This window comes from Brevibacillus sp. HB1.1 (assembly GCF_013332445.1).
Classification (GTDB): Bacteria; Bacillota; Bacilli; order Brevibacillales; family Brevibacillaceae; genus Brevibacillus; species Brevibacillus porteri.
Genome location: NZ_JABMIV010000001.1, coordinates 215,966 through 239,305 on the forward strand (window position 1 = coordinate 215,966; position 23,340 = coordinate 239,305).

The window sequence follows — 23,340 nt, forward strand, 5'->3', positions numbered from 1 at the left end:
CATCACCATCTATCATTGAATTTTTTCACCCAGCAATTGGGAAAGATGATCTAATTCCTCAATGGACAGCTCATCGTATGTGAAATCTGTTGGGCTTTGCTCTACTGACTCTTTCGATAAGCAGTGCGTAATGATTTCTACGATCTTTTCTCGGTAGGCATCCACGAGGCGCTGAATGGTTCCTTCTTCAAACTCTTCACGATGATACGTAAATGTAAGTGTCAGCTTGCGATTCACCACCATTCCATTCACATCAAGCGCAAAGGATCGAATGGCGGACGGACTGATTTCTCGGCCCGGTGAAAGAGAGGAAGTCGTTATGCTGCCAGATTCCAAGTCTGTATCGAACTGTCCCAAATAGTTAAAACTGATCTCGGGCTTTACCTGGAACGTTAACGGAACTTCGGTTTGTCTCGCAGTCAGATACTGCAAAATACTGTATCCACCCCCTTTGTTCGGCACACGTCGCAGGCTGTCTTTCACCATTTTGATCTGGTAGCCAACGGATTCCGATCGACTCATATCCAGTACGAATGGATACTGGGCTGTAAACCATCCGACGGTGCGTGAAACATCGATGTCCTTCACGATCTCTTCTCTACCATGTCCCTCCAGATTGACGAGCACATGATCTATCGACGCCCACTCATTTACCGCCAAACCTAACGCCGTAAGCAACAAATCATTTACTTCCGTGTTATAAGCCTGGTGGCTCTGCTTCAGTAGCTTTTCTGTGTAGGCTTCATCAAGCTCGATGGTGACATCTGTTGTATCTCGCATAAGCGGTGCCCCAATCGTTTCCGCCTTTGCCAGAGGAGAGAATGGCATTCCCTCAACCTGCTTCCAATATGCGATTTCCTGTTGAATCTCGCTTCCTTGCGCATATTTTTGCAATTCTTCTGACCATGTTTGATAGGAATCGGTTTTCATAGGCAAAGTAGGCTCTTCTTTCTGTAGCAAGGAGTCATACACCGTATGGAAATCTTCTAGAAGAATCCGCCATGAGACACCATCAACTACGAGATGATGAATCACGATTAACAGGTGATCTCCTGCATCTGTTCGGAAAAGGCCAAGATTTACCAACGCAGTATCCGTCAAATCGATCCCTTCCTGTATGAGTTGCGCTGCTTGCTCCATTTCCACTACGCTTTGAGCCGGGAACTCTCTGATCATAATGGAGACTTGGCACTCGTCTAGTTCCCGATGTTCCTGTACAATGTCCGACTCTTTCATTTGGAATTTCATTCGCAAAGCATCATGATGCTCAATCAGCTTCATAAATGCTTGTTGAACCAGCTCTGGATCAAAGCCAGCTTCACTGAACAACATGACAGATTGATTGTAATGATGCGGGTTCTGATGGTTTTGTTCAAAGAAGTTCATCTGGATCGGTGTCAATGTTACTGCTCCCCTTACAGGCCCTTGCTCAATCTGTCTGGTCAGCGTCTGGAGATATCTTGCTGCACTGCGAATGCGCGGGTTTTGGAACAAGTCTTTCAAGCGAAGCTCATACCCATGACTCCTCAATCTCGCTATCATCTGAAGAGCTTTAATGGAGTCTCCCCCAAGCTCAAAGAAGTTGTGTGTCACACTTACTTGCGCAAGCCCCAGCACATCCTTCCAGATGGTGACCATGATTTGTTCCTGTTCATCGGACGGCTCGACGATATGTTCCTCCACCAAGAGAGAGCGATCAGGAATGGGGAGTTTTTTCCGATCCACTTTTCCAACAGCCGTAATCGGCATAGTGTCTAGTCGAACGAAGAAAGACGGGATCATGTAATCGGGCAAATCTTTCGCGAGCAGGTCTCTCCACTCGTCAGCGGCAAGCTCATGCTCTGTCACAATATACGCGCATAAGTACTTGCTTCCATTTTCTTCTTCTCTGGCGATCACGATTGCTTCTTTTACCTGTTCTAGCGAAAGCAGCTTGCTTTCAATTTCCCCTGGCTCGATTCGATATCCCCTGATTTTGATCTGGAAATCCCTTCTGCCCAGGAAGTGGATGTTCCCGTCCGGTAAGTAGACAGCCAAATCCCCTGTCTTATACATTTTTTCATAGCCCGGTTCCGCGTATGGATTATCGACAAAACTTTGCTTCGTTTGCTGCTCATTATGCAAATAACCTAGCCCAAGCGGCATGCCAGAGATGTAGATTTCGCCAGGGACACCTATCGGCACTCGCTTTCCGTACGCATCGAGAAGAAGGATTTTCGTGTTGAATATCGGTTTTCCAATCGGAATGCGATCTTCCTCTCCCGTAATTTGATAGGCAATGCATCCGATACTTGCTTCTGTCGGGCCATACAAATTCGTCGGTGATACATACTGGAATATTTTCAGGAATTTGGAAACTGCGGACGGAACGATTTCCTCGCCGCCGATAATGATCTTTTTGAGCGATTGTAATTTGCCCTGCAGCTCGAGATTTTCTGCTAACTGATTGACGATCACATTAAAGACAGATGGGACGAAATCAGTTAAGGTAATTTGTTCGTCTTCAATGATTCCAGCCATGTAATCAGCCGAGACTGTCATCCCCGTAGTAGGCAAGACCGTTTTTCCGCCATTCGTCAGCGGCCAGAAGAATTGCCAAATGGCACTGTCGTATACATGGTTGGTGGTCTGAAGGACAGATTGCGCTGCGTCTTGTCCAAAGTAGTCATCCATCCAGAGAAAGCGGTTGACGATCCCTCTATGCGGTACGACGACTCCTTTTGGTTTGCCTGTTGAACCAGAAGTAAAAATGACATAGATGGGGTCTTCCGGCGATACGGACAAATTAGGATTTTCGGTTTCCGTTGTCAGGTGCCCCAGATCAATCGCAACCAAATTCGCTCCCAAATCCGTCTCCGTAAAGGAATGGTCAGATTCTACGAATACGAACTCGCTACCCAGCTCGGCAATAACAGACTGGAGTCGATCGACAGGCCACTGAATGTCCAATGGTGAAAACGCTGCTCCCGTCTTCATTACACCTAATAACGATACGACCAATTCCAGACTTCTTTCCATTAGCACAGGTACATACTTGCCTTTTCCTATACCGCGGTTCAACAGATCAGAAGCGACTGCATTGGCTTTCTCGTTCAATTGTTGGTACGTGATTGTCGAGCCTTGATAGGAAACGGCAATGCGATTCGGATAAAGGCTGGCTGATTCCTCGATGGCAACATGGATCGGTTGTACCACAGGATAATCTCGCTTCGTATCATTACTGAGCTTTTCCATAAACTGCACTTCTTCTGGAGACATGAGGTCAATCTCGCCCACAAGAATATCCATGTTAGCAGCTACCTGCCGCAGTACGTTGGTAAAATGGCTGATAAAACGCTCCATCGTCTCAGGCTTAAATAAACTGGTGCTATATTCGCACTCCACAAAAAAGCTTTCATTTCTCGTCTCGACATTCATGACGATGTCTAGCTTGGATATTTTCGTTTGGAATGGATAAAGGCTGACCTCTACCCTGTTCCAGTCAAATGCCGTATCTGCCACATTGTCATAGGAGAACATGGTGTCAAACAACGGATTCCTGCTTGGGTCACGTCGAACTTGAAGCTTCTCTACTAGGTCTTCCAATGGATAATCCTGATGTTCAAACGCCAGAAGTGCCTTCTCACTTAGCTCTTGGACAAACTCGCGGAACGTTTTGCTGCCTGCTGGATGATTTCGCAGTGCAAGCGTATTTACAAACATCCCCACTACATTTTGAACATCGGTGTGGTTACGTCCTGCCACTGGAGTCCCTACGACAATGTCCTCTTGCCCAGTATATTTGGACAGCAAAACGTTGTACGCCGCCAATAGTATCGAAAAGACTGTGACATTCGCTTCCTTCGCCAAGTCATGCAAGCTACGAGATACATCTGCCTCTATCTCGCTTTCGACCGTACCCCCTTCAAAGCTTTGAAACTGCGGTCGCAGATAGTCCGTAGGTAGATTCATGACAGGTAGCTCCCCGCTGAATTCATCTACCCAGAACTTCTCCTGCTTATGGGACTGCCCCGTCGCCTTGAGCTGTTTCAACCAAGCCGAATAATCCTTGTACTGAACGGTGAATGGTTCTGGATTTTGTCCGTTATACAGTTGATTCAACTCATCAATCACAATGCTCACCGATGTTCCATCTGCTATGATGTGGTGCATGTCAATCAGGAGCAAATGCTTGTCCTCCACCAGTTTTACCAGCTTGACGCGCAATAATGGAGCCAGGCTCAGTTCGAATGGTTGAATGAACGTCCGAATGAGATTTTCTATACTCTCAGGACTGTCCTCTGCGCGAGCATGATCGATGGCAAAACGGACAGAGTCATGGACAAATTGTTTCGGCTCACCATTTACGTAGTCGAAGGACGTACGGAACGCCTCATGCCTTTGAATGAGGGACTGGAATGCGTTTTCCAATGCCGCAGAATCCAGCTGCCCGGAAAGAATCAGAGCGCCTGCCATGTTATAGGCAACACTCGTTTCATCGAGTGATTGAACCGTGAAAATCCTTTTTTGCGAAGGAGAGAGCTCATAATTCTCTTGTTTTCCAACCAACTGAATCAAAGGCTTTTCGGTCAGTGTCGATTCAGAAATGACGTGGGCAAAACTTCTGACAGTAGGATTTTGGAAAACGGCTCGCAGCGGAATTTCTACCTGCCACTCCTTGTTCACTTTGGCAACAAGAATGGCGGCATGCAGCGAATGTCCACCGATTTCAAAGAATCGATCCAAAGCGCCGACTCGTTCGATACCCAAGACCTCTTGCCATATTCCTGCAAGTTTTCTTTCATTTTCTGTCGCTGGCTCTACGTATTCCTCGGATATTAGCTTAGAAAGATCGGGTTCAGGCAAAGCATTACGATCGATTTTGCCGTTTGGCGTCACAGGCAACTCTTCCAATTGGATGATAAAGGTTGGCACCATGAACTCAGGCAGGGAATCGGCTAAAAAGCCCTTGATTTCGGACGCACTTACTCCCTCATCCGTCGTGTAATATGCGCACAATACAACGGATTCATCTCCCTTTGTCTTCGGGAGCACAATGGCATTACGAACCTTTTCGTGCCGTAGCAGCTGATTTTCGACTTCGCCCAGCTCCACACGATATCCACGAATCTTCAATTGGTAGTCCGAACGACCAACAAACTCCATATTTCCATCTGCCATCCAGCGCACAATATCGCCGGTTTTATACATGGTCTCACCAGGACGGAAAGGATTTTGGATGAAGCGCTCACGGGTTAATTCCTCTCGGTTCAGATACCCCCGCGCAACACCTGCTCCCCCGATATATAGTTCTCCGTACACGCCCACCGGCTGTGGCCGCCATTGGGAATCCAACACATAAAATTCTGTGTTTTGCAGCGGTTTTCCGATCGGAACATTTCCGGTTGTCATTTCGGTATCGCCAGCCATTTCGAAGTAGCTGGAATCAATAGCAGCCTCCGTGACTCCATAGCTATTGATGATTTTGATCTGCCCGAAACGCTCGACCAAGCGGACAAACGCTTCGCTTTGGCATGTATCCGAACCAAGAATCAGCAGTTTCAGATGAGTGAGCGGCAATCCATTTTGATAAATGTACTCCATAAAAGGAAGAACAAGAGCAGGTGTCGATTCAAACAAGGAAATTTCATACCGGGTCAACCACTGATAAAGAACCGGAAGATCAATCCTTACATCACTGGGACAAATCACCAAATGTCCACCATTCAGCAGGGCCCTGCACAAATCCCCCGCAAACACGTCAAAAGAGAAACTCGCCATCTGTAAGAGATTCACATTCATCTGTTCAAGTTCGTACGCATAGCGCCATGTATTCGCTACACTGACCAGATTGCGATGCTCGATCATAACCCCTTTGGGTTTGCCAGTCGTGCCGGATGTATAAATGATATAAGCGAGATCGCTCGGTCCGGAGATGGCGTCGAGATTGGACGAATCCTCTCTGTAACTGGCCTTTGCGTCCAGATCGATTATGGCGCCGCTGAAGTCTATTCCGCTCTGTCCATTTTGATTGACCAGCATGACCTTTGCCTGACTGTCTTCCAGCATGAATGAAATGCGGTCCTTCGGATATTGAGGATCAATCGGAACATAGGCACCACCCGCCTTCATGACTGCCAGAACAGCGACGACCATGTTAATCGAGCGTTCTGCCAAAATCGCAACGGAGCTGTTTGGTTTTACACCCTGATCACGCAGAGTCCGTGCCAATCGGTTTGCTTTCGCATTGAGTTCCTGATAGCTGATCTGCTCTTCCCCGTAAGAAACAGCGACTTGCTCTGCATGGCGTATTGCTTCTGCCTCAAACCATTCATAGAACGTTGGATAGAGAGGAGCGGAAATTTGCGTTCTCGCTTGATTAAAGTCGGCAACAACCTGCTTGACGTCTTCGCTGGACAAGTACTCCAAATCAGCTAGACAACTCTCATTCGATTGCAAAATGGAATGAAGAATCTTGGCAAAGTGATTGGCCATTCGCTCAACCGTATCGCGTTTAAACAGATGAGTGCTGTAATCAAATTGGCAAGTGAGCGTTGTCCCATCGTCATGGACATCAAGACTAAGATCAAAGAGGGACACACCTTTTGGATATTCATACGTCGTGACTTTGAAATCGTCTGAGGCCACGTCGTCAAAGGATTCATAATGGTAATCAAACATGGTATCAAATAGCGGATTGCGGCTCAAATCTTTGTTTAGTTGCAGAGCATCAACCAGTTTTTCAAACGGGTACTCCTGGTTTTCAAAGGCACGTATGGCTTGATTTTTCACTTCTTTCAGGAAATCCGTAAAGGTCTTGCTTCCTGTTGGATAGTTTCGGATGGCCAACGTATTTACAAACATGCCCATCATTCGTTCCAAATCAGGGTGTTGTCTTCCCGCCACAGCAGAACCGACAATCAGCTCCTCCTGCCCCGTGTATCGATAAAGAAGTACATTGTAAGCAGCAAGCAGTACCATATACAAGGTCGTGTCCGTTTCCCTAGCCAATTGGAGCAACTGCTTCCTGACTTCCTCATCGATCTCCATTGTCAAGCGGTCACCTTCAAAGGATTGAACCGGCGGTCTTTGGTAATCAATGGGAAGCTTCAGTACGGGGAGCTCTCCTTGGCTAAATTGCGTAAGCCAGTACTCCTTTTGAGCCAAGAGCTGTTCTGAATGCTCCCTCTCTTGCTCCCATGCCACGAAATCTTTATACGTCACGCCGAGTTCAGGCAGTGATTCTCCTCTATACGTATGGAGCAGCTCACGGATAAACAGAGAGACCGAATAGCCGTCCGAAATAATGTGATGCATGTCCACAGCCACAATAAAGCGTTTGGCTGACACTTGGAAGATTTTCGCCCGAATAAGCGGTGCTTTGCTGAGATCAAATGGCTGGATAAAGGTGCGAATCGCCTCATTTACATCCACTTCGGACAATTGCTCGACCTCAATATCCAATGACAAATCGTCATGTAAAATTTGCACGACTTCATTATCTCTGATGACAAAGTTGGTTCGGAAAGACTCGTGCCTTTGTACAACCTGTTGCAAAGAGTGAATCAAACGATCAAGTACCAGCTCCCCATCCAATTGTAAGTAACCGGATAGGTTATAGGCGGTTCCTCCATCCAGACCTTGGAGGATGTACATTCTTTTTTGTGCGGAAGAAGACTTATAGTATGGCTGCAACTCGCATGAGCGAATGGGAGTAAAAGCTTGATGCTTTGACGAGTCTACATATTTGGCTAAATCACGTATCGTCTGCGATTGAAAAATTTGATGCAAAGGAATTTGCACATGGCATTCCTTGTAGATTCTGCTGAGCATGACAGTCGCTTGTAAGGAGTTCCCGCCTTGTTCAAAAAAATTATCATCCAGATACATCGGGGAGCTTCCCAAGATTTCTTGCCAAATGACCCTGATGGTCTCTTCGGTCGCCGTACCAGCCTGCTCTACTTCTCTGTCTCTCGTACTTCTTTGCCCTGCAAGACGATCGGATAAATGGATGATTTGGATTTCTCCATTACCTAGGGGAACAGCCGTTTTCATTGTTCGCTGCCAATGAGACGGGTCAGCATGCTCGAATCCCCCATCAGCCAGATAAACCTGTCCAACCGCACCCACAGGGGCCAATTGCTGATATTGATCCAGGACATAGAGGGAAGCTCGTCCTACTCGATCATCTGGCACATCCTGCAAAAGTTCTGTCCATTCCGCTGCATATTTGCCCAGGTTGCCACTGGATTCGCGTATCATTCTTTCCATCTCATTGGGCTGTAAAAGTGACAGTGCACGAATTTTTTCCTGATCGTCTTCTGTAATACGATGCAAAAGATTGGCAAAGTAGACGCCCCACTTGCGAAGAATCTCCGTGGTTACTACCCCGCTTCGTGCATCCACATCAACCACAAGCTCTCCGCCCACTTCTGTCACGTTGACAAAAAGATCGTACTTGCTGTAAATGATCCGATTGGGCAACAGCGTAGCCTTCATTTGAGCGAAAGTCAGGTTGTGAAGCGGTCGATCCATATTGAACAACACAGAAAGCTCTGGCAAGTTCTGATGCGGCAAATTCTCAGCTAATGCTGCAAAGGAGTAAGCTTGATGCTTTTCCATCTCCGCAACCGCCTGTTTCACCCGGGACAAATAATCCGCTGCCGTATCATTGCCGTCAATCTCCGTGCAAACCGGCAACAGATTGACGCAGTTTCCGATCAAGGACATTTTGCCGATATGGGATTGACCCGCAGTAGGAATCGCAACAACCATTTTTCTATTCCCAAGAATGCGATGAAGGAAGAGGTTAAAAGAAGCCAATAAGGTAATAAACAGACTGTTCTTGTTTTGAATGCTTCTTTTTCTTGCCTTCCTTGTGATGTTACTGTCGATCTTGAAGGTAATTCGCTCGCCTGTAAAAGTTGGTTTTCCCACTTCACGTTGCTCTAAAGGAAAAACGAGCTTGGGGATTGGATCTGCAAATTTTTCGTTCCAGTACGTGAGCGCATCCTGAAACGCTGGATTCTGCATCTGATCTTCTTGCCAATTTCGGTACGTAGAAAACGGTGTAGACGGCTCGAGCGATATTGGTCGTTTCTGTGTAAGGGCCGAGTAAATATCATCCAGCTCTTTTATAAAAACAGCCATGGACCACCCATCCGCAATCATGTGATGGAAGGTGTAGGAAGTCAGGAATTTGGCGGTAGCCAGCTTGATGACACTTACCCGGTACAGGGGGTCCTCAGAAGACAGGTCAAATGGCGTGCCTGTTTGTTCATCCAATAGCTGATTCCTTTTTTCTTCCTGTTCCTCGGATGAAAGATTGCTCAAATCCACGAATCGAACACGTATGTCCCTCTTGGGCAGTACCACCTGATACTCCCCGTTTGAATCAATGATGGTCCGCAATGCTTCATGACGATCCACCATGGTTTGGACTGCCCGCTCAAACACAGGGATATCAAGCTCACCCTCCACCTGAAGGGAGATGGTCTCGTTAAAAGCGGCGGATGCTTCCACGCGATATTTGACTGCAAACCACATTTGTTTCTGTTCAGGGCTAAGAGGAAGCTTCAGTTGTTCCCCCACACTTTCCACAAGCGTTGCCTCTGGCTTTTGTCCATCCCGTCTCGTAACGTTTGTCATTTCGACGACTTGGTTTTGTTTCCGTCCACCATTCGGAGAAGTTGGGGGTGGCTCTGGCAAAAAACCTCCTCGCCTCAGATCATCAATACTTTCCTTCACCGCATGGATCAGTCTTTCGATATCCTCATCGGAATGGGCTGTGGAAAGGAAGCAATTTCTGCCCTCCCATATATAAATGCCCTTGCTAATCAGATGATAGAAGAACAATTCTATATCGGTAAACGATACGAAGCGGAACAAGGAACCGCAATTAATCATCTGGATTGGAATCTGTTCGTTCTTAAAATACGCGTTAAGTGTTTCTACCAAGTAGAGGGTCTTTTGAGTCAATGCTTCCTGAAGCTTCGGCCCCTGTTCCTTCAAATATTCCAGAGTAGCGATCGCAGCGTGCATCGTCAGTGGATGCGTGCAAAACGTTCCGCCCACAAACGTCTTTTTCTCGGCATTTACCGGGTAAGAATGATCCCCAAAATTCCAGATTCCCCCGTCTACTGCATCCATGAACGCAGCTTTACCGGCTACAACACCGATCGGCATGCCACCACCCGGAACTTTTCCATACGTAACGAGGTCTGCTTCTATTCCGTACCACGCCTGTGCTCCACCAAGATGTATGCGGAATCCTGTAATGATTTCGTCAAAAATAAGGGCAGTGCCTGATTGGCTTGTAATCTCTCTGACTTCCTTCAAGAATTCCACTGGCTGCAGATCTGGACGGCGGCTTTGAACAGGCTCGACTAATACTGCGGCCAGTTCATGTGCATGTTTTTTGATCAGCTCGATTGATTTTGGATGGTTGTAGTTTAAGACCAGGACGTCATCCACCGTATGCTGGGTAATACCTGGTGCCATCGGTATGGCCTTCCCGTCCTGGGACTCAGGATCAGCAACAGTCAGAACGCCGTCAAATGTACCGTGATAGGAGCCGGAAAATAATGCGATTTTCGAACGGCCTGTAACAGCTCTAGCCAAGCGCAGTGCCACCATTACTGCCTCTGTCCCCGAATTGTAAAAGGCGACACGCTCTACTCCGGATAGCTCGCTGATTAATTCTGCTACCCTTCCAGCTACATCCGACATAGGACCCAGCGGAGGCAGATCAGATTGAATCTGTTCCTCCAGCTTTTTCATGATAAATGTGGGATTATGACCGAGCAGGTTTACACCAAACCCCATCGTCAGATCGATATATTCATTCCCATCCAGATCCCACATTTTTGAACCAGCTGATGCTTGTGTAATGATCGGATAGACCATTTCCTTCCAATACGAACGGAATCCAGACACATTGCGATTGTTGGCATGAACAAATCGGTGCTCTTGCGTATACTTCTTGGAGTGCTTTGTCTTTTCCGTATAGCTTTGAATGAATGCGTTCAAATACTCTCTTTGTGTCGGTGTAAAATTGCCTCGTTCACCGATCATCAGTGGCTGATACGGTATAAATGGCTTCTGGCGTTCCTCTTCATTCACCTTGACGGGTGGTTTACCTTCGGGTTTCTTGCTCTCGGGAGCTACAGGCACAGATTCAACTTGTTGCTTTGGTACAAAGCTTTGTTCTTGATTCAACAGCTCCAATTGCTTTTGTAACAGCGTAGCCATTTGGTTTTGATGTTCAGACAAGAGCGAAATCTGCTTTTCGATAATGGTTTCAACCGCGCCTGTGCTTCTCGAGACTGGCATTTTCATGGTTTGTTCAATCGGCTCTGATTGTTGAATATGGTGAACGTCATTCTGTTCCACAACTACGTTTGCTTTCGGTTGCTCGATTGCCATCCATTCCATTTGTTTGGCAGAAGCCACAGCGGGGCTACTGGATAGCTCCAGAGCGATGTGGGCCGCTAGCTTGTCCACACTGGTAATGGTTTCAAACAACTCTTGGGCCGGAATGACCACTCCAAACTTTTCTTGAATTTCACGATTGATTTGTACGAGCATAATAGAATCCAAGCCTAGCTCCAGAAAATGAAGGGATGGATCAATTTCATCTACAGCAAAACCAGAAGCATGATGAACCAACTCTTTCAGAACTTTTGCGATTGGCGCAGTTCCTATCTCTGACACAGTAGCACCTCTATTTCCGCTAATAGTATTCGTCTGTTCTGGAATGATGCTGATTACATCATCTGTAATCCAAGAGCGATGCTGATCGAAAGGATAGACCGGCAGTGGCATTTTTCTTCTCTTTTTGCCATCTCTGTAGAACTCATCCCAGTCAACCGTAGCTCCCTGTACATACAAATCGCATAATGTCGTGGCATACGAATACTTCATCTCTGTACTCGCCTTGTGGTACTTTTCTTGCACATCCCGAGCGGATTGACTCAACAGATGAACGGTTTCTTCTGGAACGCGCTTTTTACCAGGTGAGTAGACGAAAACATCTCGATCATTTTCAAGCCGGACCGCCAATCGGTCGAGCTTTTGTTCGAAATCGCTGCGACTATGCAAAATGAGTGCAATCCGATAGGGAAGCGTTTCTCTCCCAGTATTTGCTGTATAGCACAAATCAGACAGAGAAAGCGGTCCGCTGGAAGAAAGAAACTCCCGGTACTTTTGAATCAGACGTTGAAGGGCTGACTCGGATTTGGTCGACAAGGTAAATACTTGCACCTCGTCTGAGACTGTCATCTCCGTTTCATTAACTGGCACATACTCTTCCAAAATAACGTGGCTATTGGTCCCGCTAAACCCAAACGAGCTAACCCCGCATCTCCTCGGATGTCCATCTGTTTCCCATTTTTCCAGTCTGTTTTGTACATAGACTGGCGACTTTTCAAATGCGAAATTCCGATTCGGCTTCTGGAAATGGACGAGGGCCGGCAGTTCTTTGTGCTTTAACTGCAAAGCAGCCTTAATCAATCCAGCGATTCCCGCTGCTTCATATAAATGTCCAATATTCGCTTTGACAGTGCCTATTCCACAAAACTGTTTTTTCTGTGTATATTGTCGGAATGCTCTCTGAATTCCATCCAGCTCAACGGGGTCCCCTAGTTTTGTACCCGTTCCATGCGCCTCTATATAGCTAATCGTTTCAGGGTCGACTTGCGCATCCTCCCAAGCGTCTACGATCAATTCTGCCTGGGCCTGTGAGTTCGGTGCGGTAATCCCGACTGTAACGCCGTCTTGATTCACAGCGCTTCCCTTAATCACTGCATAGATGTGATCCCCGTCCTCGATGGCTTTTTCCAAAGGTTTTAACAGAACAGTAGCTACGCCTTCTCCCCAACCCGTTCCATCAGATTGATCGTCAAACGCCCTTGAACGGTTGTCAGAGGATTCCATTCCGATTCCAGCCTTCAGCGCCAGCAGGATAGTTTTGACTCCACCTGCCAATGCCATCTCACAATCTCCGTTTTGGATAGCCTTGCACGCCATATGAACCGCAACCAAGGAAGAAGAGCAGGCTGTATCCACTGTGACAGCAGGGCCACGCAAATCAAGCAAGTGCGAGATGCGGCTTGCAATAATGGAAGGAAGGTTGCCTACTGCATAAGAGGGCAAATCCTTGGGACTTACCACTGACAAAAGGCGTTCGTAATCGTATCCCAACTTGGAGAATCCGACATACACCCCTACTTTTTCCCCTGAAAGCTTGTGTCCGCCATAGCCTGCATCCTCTAGCGTATTCCAAGCATTTTCAAGGAACAGCCTTTGGTTGGGGTCCATTAGCTTTGCTTCTTTTGGGGTGATCGAGAAGAATGAATAGTCAAACTTATCAATCTCCTCTAAATAACCACCCTCCACAAGGATTGGATTGCCCTGCTCGCTTCTGACCAGCGATACATATTGTTCTGTGTCCTTTCGTCTCTGACCATGAAGCTCATGAATACAATCCTTTCCTCCCCGGATGTTTTGCCAAAATTGATCCACATCCTGAGCCTGCGGGAACTTACAAGAAATACCAATAATCGCGATATCCTTTTGTTTCTGTTGGCTCGTATCTGTCTCTTTTATGCGATCAGTCGCTTGATCGTCGTGGAAGAGACTGCGAGAAAGCTTGGAGATCGTCGGATAGGCAAACAAATCGGTAACCGCCAATGTGATCCCCATCTTTTCTTCTATCCGCCCTGCTAACTGGGTCAACTGCATAGAGGACACGCCTACGTCAAAATAACTGTCGTTTGGTCCCAATTTGTCTGATTGAAGCACCTCGCGGCAAATCGTAAGCAATTGTTTTTCTAATTCTTCACGTAACTGCGGTGATTGATCGGTTCTCTCCTCTTTTACCTCTTCGGTGATTCGGCGTTGCATCTCCTCGGTAACATCGCGGAATGCTCCAGACTGATACTCCCTGGCCACTCTATATCGTTCGACTTTTCCACTCGTGGTTTTGGGGATGCGCTGAATCGGCAAGACCTCGCTTATTCTCCACCCTGTTCGCTCGTTCAAATGCATTTTCACTTTCTTAGAAAGCGCAATGAAGTCTTCTACACTTTTCCGATGAAGGATAAACACGAGAATGTCTTCTTCTTTGCTCTCCTCGTTAAATACCCCGCAAGCAACGACCTTCCCAAGCTCGACTCCTTCAACTTCCTCAGCAATCCGCTCAATATCATGCGGATAAACGTTTTGACCATTCACGAAGATGATGTCTTTTTCACGCCCCGTAATGACAAGACGTTCGTTTCGCATAAAACCCAGATCCCCTGTTCTGAGCCATCCATCAGCCGTCATTACATTTGCGGTGGCAACAGGGTTGTTGTAGTATCCAGCGGTTACATTCTTCCCTCTAATATGGATATGGCCAACCGTATCGCTTGGCAGCTCCCGATCCTCGTCATCACATATTCTTACCTCGCAAAAATCAATGGGGTAACCGACTTCTACTAGGGTGAGCGCTTCTGGATTTGTTTGATCCGTCATCTTGATTGGCTTTCCTATCTGGATAAACCTACGATCCAGAGAAATCGTTGTAAAATGCAAGTTTTGATCAGGTATCGATACTCCCACAGAGGCTTCAGCCAGTCCATAGCATGGGAGCATGCTTGTTTTCTTCAATCCATAAGGGCTCATCTGATCCAAAAAGTGATAAATTAATTCTGAAGCGATGGGTTCTGCACCATTTAGAATCGCGCGGAGCGTTGACAAATCCCACTCTTCTGCCACTTCTGGTTTAAACCTAGACAACACATATTTATACCCAAAGTTCGGAGAAGAAGTAATTGTCGCCTTGTGCTCGCTTGCTTTCTTCAACCATAGCGTAGGTCGCCTGATAAACAGTGAGGTATGAATAAAATAATGCTGAACTCCTGCGTACAACGGGGATAAATGGAACGCAATCATCCCCATGTCATGAGTTAAGGGCATCCAGCTTAGAAATGAGTCAGACTCAGTCGTTTCAAGTCTGTTATTAATCGCAAGCACATTATGGACAAGGTTTTCATGCGTCAGGGTAACCCCTTTTGGATCCCCTGTAGACCCCGATGAAAATTGAATAAAGGCCACATGATCAGCAGTAGGATAATAAATTGTGCCCTTCTCTTCTGTTTTCACGGTCTCATCAAGCAGGAAGGACTTTGACTTCAACGATTCCATTTCCGTCAGGTAGTTGTGTTTACTAAAGAAATCCTCCAGTCGTTTCCAGACACTGTCGGTTGTAATGAGATACGGATTGATTAATGTCCGCCAAACCTTCAACAGCTTAAGACGATGCTCTTCGTTATCCCCTACAGAGATAGGAACAGCAATCATTCCACCGAGTAAGCATCCCCAAAAAAGGCAGACAAACGTTCGGAGATTACTATCCTCAATTTGAAAAACGACCTCATCACCAGGCTTGATTCCATTTTTTTGGAGGACAAATAAATAACCGAGGGCTTCTTCATACAATTCTTTATAGGAAACAAACACCTCATTCTGGTCTCCCAAAATGAAGGTAACGCCTTTATGGTCCTCGTTCTTCCACAATTCCAGCGCTTCTACTAATGTCTGAACAATATGCAAAGCGTTGTTCCTCCCTTGTCCCGTGTTTGATAGTTTCTAACACTTGCCTGGTGAGCATAACCACTCCAAATGCTCCCTCTTGCTCCCCACGTGCATACAAGAGAAGTGAATTTCCCCAAGCTGTAACTCGTTGTACGAATCGCCTGTCTCCCGCTTTCTATTCCGGGCTGCACTTAGGCTCGAACCAGATATAAGCAAACAGCTATTCCATTCTGAATATTAGGAACCTTTACCCGGAACGATATCGCCACTTACCCGGAAAAAAGGGCAGCCCATTCTTTTTCTTTCAGTACTTTGGAATGCAACGAACGGATATACACACTTTACTTTTATCCCATTTATTGATTTTTATTGAAGAGTCAACCAGTAAGAAACCATCGTCATAGTGAGATGGGTGATTCTTACCTTTTTCTAGGAATGGATGTATCGATCAATCATTTTTTTAAATGGCTGGTTCTTTTGTCTTTTCTAGGAGTGGAATAAGGGCGATGATTAGAGTAACGGTCACATTGCAGCGAGTATAGCAGGGGAAATTGGTCATTGATTTGCAAATATTCACGTGGGCTAATATGATGGTGAACAATAAGAATATGAGTGATTTGGGAATATTTTACTATCCCATATATTGGAATACAAGCCTTAAATTATTAATTTTTGCAATTTATTTAAATAAAAATTCATTACAATCTTACTCTGAACTTATCTTGACGCATATCAAAAAGGCTTTCACCCGCTCTTTGGAAAGAGAGGTGAAAGCCTTCGTTCTTGTTTTATTACTCTACTGAGTAAACCTTTCGGCTAGGCAGTTCCAAGCAATGCAGACGGCCGCCGTATACGGCCCCGCCGTCAATGCCGATGATTTTATTTTCTCCGTAAAACACATCATGTTTACCGTGCAAGTAACTGGTTGGCGTGTGACCAAAAATAACAGTCTTCTCCCCCTGGTAACCTTTATGGAACTCATCACGTATCCACATCAGCAGGTACGGGTCAGTCTCTGCAACTGGAGTCTCGGGATGTACACCCCCGTGAACAAAAATATAATCATCGGTTTCATAATAGCAGTTCAAGCCAGCCAAAAATTCCAGATGTTCTTTGACTGAAGAGGTGATTTCCAAGGCCTCCGGTACACCAGACTCCGTATCTGCTGCGGCATGACCATAGCTCGCCAACGTCTTTTGTGCGCCGTTTCGGAACCATCGTTCGATAAAGACAGGGTCTTGCTCGAATGATTTAACCATCATATGATCATGGTTGCCCATCAACACGATTGCTCCTTCTGCATGGAGCTGTTTTACCTTGTCGACGACCCCCTTCGACGCTGGTCCACGGTCTACATAATCACCTAGCAGGATCAATTGATCGTCTTGTGGATCGTACTGAACTTGCTCCATCAACGATTCCAGTTTGTCCAATTCCCCATGAATATCGCTGATTGCCAACAATCTTTTCATCCTACACCCTTCTTTCGCTCGTATACGGCTTCTCTTTCGTTACTGTCATGTCACCTTATTGTACGCCCCATTTCACCTGATTGCCAGCATGTCTGTCCAGCAAAAGCTTTTAAACGTGAAAAAAGCCCAGGCCCAAAATCATATATCAGGCCAAGGCTATTCCATTTCTCCATGCTTATTTACTCGGCATCTCATTCCAGAACGTAATTTCTTCTACATCCAGGCGAGTAGTCGGATGACCAGGCTCAGCCGCTTTGCCGACTGCAATCAACATGACCGTTTCATATTGATCCGGGATTTGGAAAGCTTCTTTGAATTTCTCGCTGTTATAGCCTCCCATTGGCACCGTGTCATACCCTCTTGCCTTGGCAACGAGCATCAATTGCATCGAGACGAGACCTCCGTCTACCAAAGCAATTTCCTTGATGATGGCTCGATCCCGATTCTCATAACGCTTGTTGATGTTGTCGATGAGTGTAGCTTTTACTCCCTCTGTCATGTAGCCTGCTTCGACGGCTTTTTTGTAAATGCTCCCGGCTTGCTTGTAGCCTTCATAGTCTGCAAGGACTGCAATAATCGCCGCAGCCTCAACCACTTGCTTTTGGTTAAATGCGATGGGGAGCAGCTTCTCTTTCAATGGCTGTTCATCGATAATCAAAAACCGCCATGGCTGGAGGTTGGAGCTTGAAGGTGCCAAGGTCGCTTCCTTAAGCATTTCCTTTAGTTCATCCCGCGAGATTTTTGCTGTTGAATCGTAATGACGTACGGAACGACGCTCCCGAATGACGTCGATAAAAGCCTTTTGGTCGATGACTTTTTCCATGATTCCATCCTCCAGTGGTAAGTATAAAAATCCAGTAAGTTACTAACTTTATTACACAACAACTCGTGTTCAAACTGTATCACATACTCCAATTCGCTGGCAATCTTTTTGTATGCAAAAAAACGCTTTGGCAAAACGACTCACATCCTGTCATAAATGCAAGCGCGTCACCAAAGCGTTTATTTGTTAAACCGGAGAAAAAGCGGATAGAATGGCTGGCTGTCTCACGGTGTCTCCATTCGGGAGCTCGACAACGAGATAGCCACTCCCTTCGTCCTCAGCTGCTTCCCAACTCAATGAAAAAGCTTTCCGGCTAAATGCATCCTCTTCGTCCAGACAACCAAGCATCGTCTTCAATGTGTCAGACGTAATCGGCACAGGCACACTTGCTCCTTGGTCTTGTGGAAGAGAGAGCAGTTTCGGTGCGTCTTCGAAATATTGCACAGTATCGAGGAGCAGAGAAACCTGCTGCCAGCTTAGCGGTGAAACAAAGGCTTCAAACGCCATCTATTCATCATTCCTTTTATTCACGATGATTTCCATCGAACAGGCTAGCCTGGGCATTAGGCGTTTTCTGTTGTCCTGCTGTGCCAGCTCCGTCTCCGGAGCCTTTTGCAGTCGCTTCATCCTTCGGTTCATCTGACGGCAAAATGGTTTCAAAAGCTACTGCTTTTACCCCACCCTCCACCAGTTGTCGGCCGATGCCACCTTGCTCGTTGACGATCACTTGCTCTGTCTCGACAGGGGTCCATTCGTTCTGCGTCGTCCAGGCATAAACCGTTTCCTCGATGAACATCGCAACAAGCTCATGCGGATTATTTTTTCGTTTACGAATCAACTGTACGCCTTTGCCTGCGCGAGCCTGGAGTGGGATTGCAGCAATGGCTGTGCGTTTTACAACCCCTTCAGCCGTCAACAAGCTAAAGGCACGTGAATCGACTTCCTCAATCGGAAGCATCGTGATGACAACGTCGCCAGGAGCAAGTGCGATTGCTTTTACCCCGCTCGATGCTCTACCCGTTGCGCTGACTTCACTGCGCTGGAATCGAATGCCCATGCCATCTTTTGTCGCACCGAGAATCGCCCCAGCTTCGTCAGCCACAAATACATTCACAAACTCGTCATCGTCTGCTTTCAGCTTCGCAGCTACCAACGCACTCGAACGATTCGTTTCGTATTCGGACAACGCCGTCTTTTTCATCAAACCATTTTTGCTTACATGGTATACATATAGGGGTTGTTTGAAGTTTTCTACGATCGTAAAGCCAACGATCCGCTGATTCTTCTCCAACGGGATAATATTGACGAGGGCGGAACCAATATCCTTCCACTTATCGTCTGGGAAGGCGTTGACCAATGTGGCGAAGTATTTACCGTCCTGGGTAAAGAAGAGAGCAGTGTGAGACGTATTCGCCTCCATGAAATAGCGGACACGGTCTCCTTCTTTTACCCCACATGTCTCCAACGTTCCCCCCACTGATTTGAAGGAGCGCGGGCTCGTCCGCTTGATATATCCTTCGTTTGTGAGAGTTACGATGCAATCCTCAGCATTGATTTGCATCGCGATATCGATTTTGATTTCCTCGATCTCGCCCTGGATTTCTGTCAGGCGCTCTTCTGCGTATTTTTTCTTGATCTCGTTCAGCTCGCCTGTAATGACTTGAATCAGCTTTTTCTCGCTTGCCAAAATCGATTTCAATTCCTCGATTTCTTTTGCCAGTGTAGCCAATTCTTTTTCCAGCTTGACGATATCCAAGCGAGTTAAGGAAGCGAGCTGAATGTTCAAGATCGCATCTGCTTGGTTTTCGGTGAAGTCGTATTTCTCCATGATGTTTTTCTTGGCATCTGCACGGTCTTCCGAATCCATAATCGTATCGACAATCTGACGCAAAATGGACTTGGCACGAATCAAGCCTTCCACGATATGCTCGCGGCTTTGCTTACGATTCAGATCATATTGACAGCGATTCGTGACGACTTCTTTTTGGTGGTCGATGTACGCTCCCAACAGAGCCTTGAGTCCCATCTGGCGGATGGTCCCCTCATGAATCACGTTCATGTTGTAATTGTAATAGATTTGCAGATCCGTATTTTTGTACAGGTAGTTGAGAATCGCCTGCTCATCCGCTTCCTTGCGAATATCCACTACGATACGGACTTTTTTCTGCTCAGCCTCTTTGCGACCAGTTTCATCGCGAACCGCCAGCGCCCCCTCGATTTTGCGCTCCATCACAAGCTCATCGATTTGGCCGACGAGCTTCGACTTGACCACTTCGTAAGGGATTTCGGAAATGACGATTTTTTTGACTTTGCCGCCTTTTGGCTCCTCTACATGGGTCTTCCCGCGAATGATGAATTGACCACGGCCTGTCTCAAACGCCTTGCGAATTCCGGACAGCCCTTGAACAATGCCGCCTGTCGGAAAATCTGGACCTTTGACGTGCTGCATCAGCTCATCCAGCGAGATATTCGGGTTCTTCATTTGTGCAACAGCCGCATCGATGACCTCGCCCAAATTGTGAGTAGGGATGTCCGTTGCAAAACCAACCGCAATCCCGGCCGCACCATTCACGAGAAGATTAGGAAACCGCGAAGGCAATACTGCCGGTTGTTGAGCGGAGTTGTCGTAGTTCGGGATAAATGTAACCGTATCCTTTTCAATATCACGCAGAAGCTCATTGGCCAACGCCGACAGTCTGGATTCGGTATAACGCATAGCGGCTGGTGGGTCTGCGTCTAAGCTACCAAAGTTTCCGTGACCTTGAATAAGCACCTGCCGCATTTTCCACCATTGCGCCATCCGTACCATCGTTTCGTAAATCGCCGAGTCACCGTGCGGATGATAGGTACCCATCACGTACCCGACCGTTTTCGCTGATTTCCGGTATGGTTTATCGTTCGTGTTGCCTTCTTGGTACATGGCATACAAAATACGGCGCTGTACCGGTTTTAGTCCATCGCGAGCATCCGGGATCGCGCGTGAGAGAATAACCAGGTTGGCATAGTCCCCGAAGCGCTTTCCCATAATCTCCGCGAAGCTCTGATTAATAATTTGATTGGACAGCATGCTTATTCATCCTCCCCCACTTCAAAGGTGACGTGGTTCTCGATCCACTCACGCCGTGGTGGGACTTTGTCACCCATCAAAACGGTTACCAGCTTCTCACAGTGAGCGAGGTCTTCCAGTTCAACCTTGATAAGCTTGCGCGTCTCAGGGTCCATAGTTGTTTCCCAGAGCTGATCGGCGTTCATCTCACCCAAACCTTTGTAGCGCTGCACTTCAGCACCGCGTCCAGCCTTTTTCAATGCCTGTTCCAGCTCGTAATCGTTCCAACAGTAGATCCCCTCTGTCTGCTTACCCTTGCTCTGCTTTTTCACCTGATACAAAGGCGGTTGGGCAATATACAAGTGACCAGCTGCAATCATCGGGCGCATGTAGCGGAAGAAGAAGGTCAGCAGCAGCGTTTGAATGTGCGAGCCATCCACGTCCGCGTCAGACATGATAATGACTTTGTCAAATGCACAGTTTTCGATGGAAAACTCTTCGCCAATATCCGTTTCAAGCACCTCTAGAATCGTGCGGAACTCTTCATTCGCCAATACCTCGGAAAGCTTTGCTTTTTCCGTGTTCAACGGCTTCCCGCGCAGGCTGAACAAGGCTTGGAACTCTGAATTACGCGCCTGTTTTGCAGAGCCACCCGCAGAATCCCCCTCGACGAGGAAGAGCTCATTACGCTTGGAGTCTCTGTATTGTGGTGGAGTAAACTTTTCTGAAATCGATTTGCGCTTTTTCGCGGTTTTGCCTTTCTTGTCGCCGCGCAGTGCTTCACGTTGTTTGCGCAGCTCTTCGCGAATCTCAGCAGAACGCAATGCCTTGTCAATCAGCAGCTTGCCTATTTCCGGATTTTCCTCGAGGAAGAAGCCTAGCTTTTCGGAAACAATCTGTTCTACGATTGCCCGTGCTTCTTCGTTCCCCAGCTTGTCTTTTGTTTGGGACTCAAACTGGACGTCAGCCATTTGCAATGACAATACACCGAGGAAACCTTCCCGCAAATCGTTTCCAGTCAAGTTCGGGTCTTTATCTTTCAAGTACCCTTTTTTCCGGGCAAATTCGTTAAAGATCCGGGTCGTACCGTTGCGGAAGCCCGTGACATGAGTTCCGCCGTCCGTTGTTACAATCGAGTTGACATAGGACACCAGTGTCTCTGCATAGCCGTCATTGTACTGAAAAGCCAGCTCGACGTAGATATTGTCCTTTTCCCCTTCGAAGTAAACGATCGGATGGAGCGTATTTTTCCCCTCGTTCAAGTAAGAAACATATGATTTCAAGCCATCTTCGAAGTAAAACTCTTCCCGTTTCTTTTCAGGCCCACGCTCGTCAATCAAAACCATGCGCAGCTTTTTCAGAAGGAATGCTGTTTCACGAAAACGATCACGAATCGTCTCATAATCAAAGCGAGCATTCCCAAACACCGCGTCATCCGGCAGAAAACGTACGGTTGTTCCTGTACGTTTGGTGTTCCCTGTGATATCAAGACCGGTAACCGGTTTACCGACATGCTCAATTCCATTTGCATCCAGCACATATTCAAAGCGTTGCTTATGAATTTTGCCTTCCCGGTGGATTTCGACCTCAAGCCATTTGGACAAGGCGACAACGACACTGGAGCCTACCCCGTGCAAGCCACCACTTTTTTTATATCCGCCGCCGCCGAATTTACCACCGGCGTGGAGCGTCGTAAAAATAACTTCTGGTACAGGTCGGCCAGTCTTGTGCATACCCGTTGGAATTCCGCGTCCATGGTCTTCCACACTGACACTGCCATCCTTGTACAAAGTGACGATGATGCTATCGTTAACGCCAGCAAGCGCCTCGTCTTTGGCGTTATCTACAATTTCCCACAGCAGATGATGCAGGCCACGTGAGCCCGTGGAGCCTATGTACATCCCAGGCCGCTTTCGAACGGCAATCAAGCCTTCTAAGACCTGAATATCTTCTTCCGTATACGTTAATGTTTGCTGTGTTTCTGTTTCCTTCAATCGCGCTCTCCCCTCTACTCTTCGGACACGTAGAAAAACGATCATGCCTTTTTTACTGATGGCTAGCGTCGTATTCACCTTTTTTGAAAAACGCCGAGATGATTCAATCCCCATGAGAGGAACGTTTTCCTAATAAAAGCGAACACTTAATCGCTATTGTACCGTATGGTTCCCATAGTATTCAACGCCAGTAGCAAAATGGGGCAAAAAAGCCACCTCGCCCCTAGCGAGATGGCCGATTCTTCTCAGTATTCCTCGTTTCTCATTTCGAACTGTACTTGATATGCATATTCCATTAATTAGTGTAGCACTAATGGTGAAGATTGGTCAAAACGAAAAACCAAAACATCTGTTTCCCTTTCTCTATTTCTTCCCACACAAGCGTAAATCCTGCTACTAACAAGGAAAATATGCCTCAGGTATTTCCATTCATCCGCGCTTTGGCTTTGG

The 23,340-nt window shown here is 46.9% G+C and carries 6 protein-coding genes; all 6 read right to left on the reverse strand.

The window, feature by feature from the left end:
- Positions 1 to 12: 12 nt before the first annotated feature.
- Positions 13 to 15,573 (reverse strand): hybrid non-ribosomal peptide synthetase/type I polyketide synthase, encoded by a 15,561-nt coding sequence (locus HPY27_RS00925; protein WP_174224172.1) that lies wholly within the window; start codon positions 15,571 to 15,573, stop codon positions 13 to 15.
- Positions 15,574 to 16,346: 773 nt separating this feature from the next.
- A complete protein-coding gene (locus tag HPY27_RS00930) occupies positions 16,347 to 17,027 on the reverse strand; it encodes a metallophosphoesterase family protein (RefSeq protein WP_017249131.1) in 681 nt (226 codons plus the stop codon).
- 175 nt (positions 17,028 to 17,202) lie between these two features.
- The gene (locus HPY27_RS00935; protein ID WP_174224173.1) at positions 17,203 to 17,850 is read right to left on the reverse strand and encodes a nitroreductase family protein; all 648 of its coding nucleotides are present in this window, start codon (positions 17,848 to 17,850) and stop codon (positions 17,203 to 17,205) included.
- Between the two features lie 186 nt (positions 17,851 to 18,036).
- Positions 18,037 to 18,357 (reverse strand): hypothetical protein, encoded by a 321-nt coding sequence (locus HPY27_RS00940; protein WP_017249133.1) that lies wholly within the window; start codon positions 18,355 to 18,357, stop codon positions 18,037 to 18,039.
- A gap of 16 nt (positions 18,358 to 18,373) precedes the next feature.
- On the reverse strand, positions 18,374 to 20,917 hold the full coding sequence (parC, locus tag HPY27_RS00945) for a DNA topoisomerase IV subunit A (RefSeq protein ID WP_174224174.1): 2,544 nt from the start codon (positions 20,915 to 20,917) through the stop codon (positions 18,374 to 18,376).
- Between the two features lie 2 nt (positions 20,918 to 20,919).
- Entirely contained in the window at positions 20,920 to 22,890 is a 1,971-nt protein-coding gene (locus HPY27_RS00950; protein ID WP_026043128.1) for a DNA gyrase/topoisomerase IV subunit B, read from the reverse strand.
- Positions 22,891 to 23,340: the final 450 nt, after the last annotated feature.

Excerpts from the sequence above, each read along its gene's own strand:
- HPY27_RS00930 (WP_017249131.1), bottom strand. The coding sequence starts at position 17,027 with ATGAAAAGATTGTTGGCAATCAGCGATATTCATGGGGAATTGGACAAA.
- HPY27_RS00935 (WP_174224173.1), bottom strand. The coding sequence starts at position 17,850 with ATGGAAAAAGTCATCGACCAAAAGGCTTTTATCGACGTCATTCGGGAG.
- HPY27_RS00940 (WP_017249133.1), bottom strand. The coding sequence starts at position 18,357 with ATGGCGTTTGAAGCCTTTGTTTCACCGCTAAGCTGGCAGCAGGTTTCT.
- parC (WP_174224174.1), bottom strand. The coding sequence starts at position 20,917 with ATGCTGTCCAATCAAATTATTAATCAGAGCTTCGCGGAGATTATGGGA.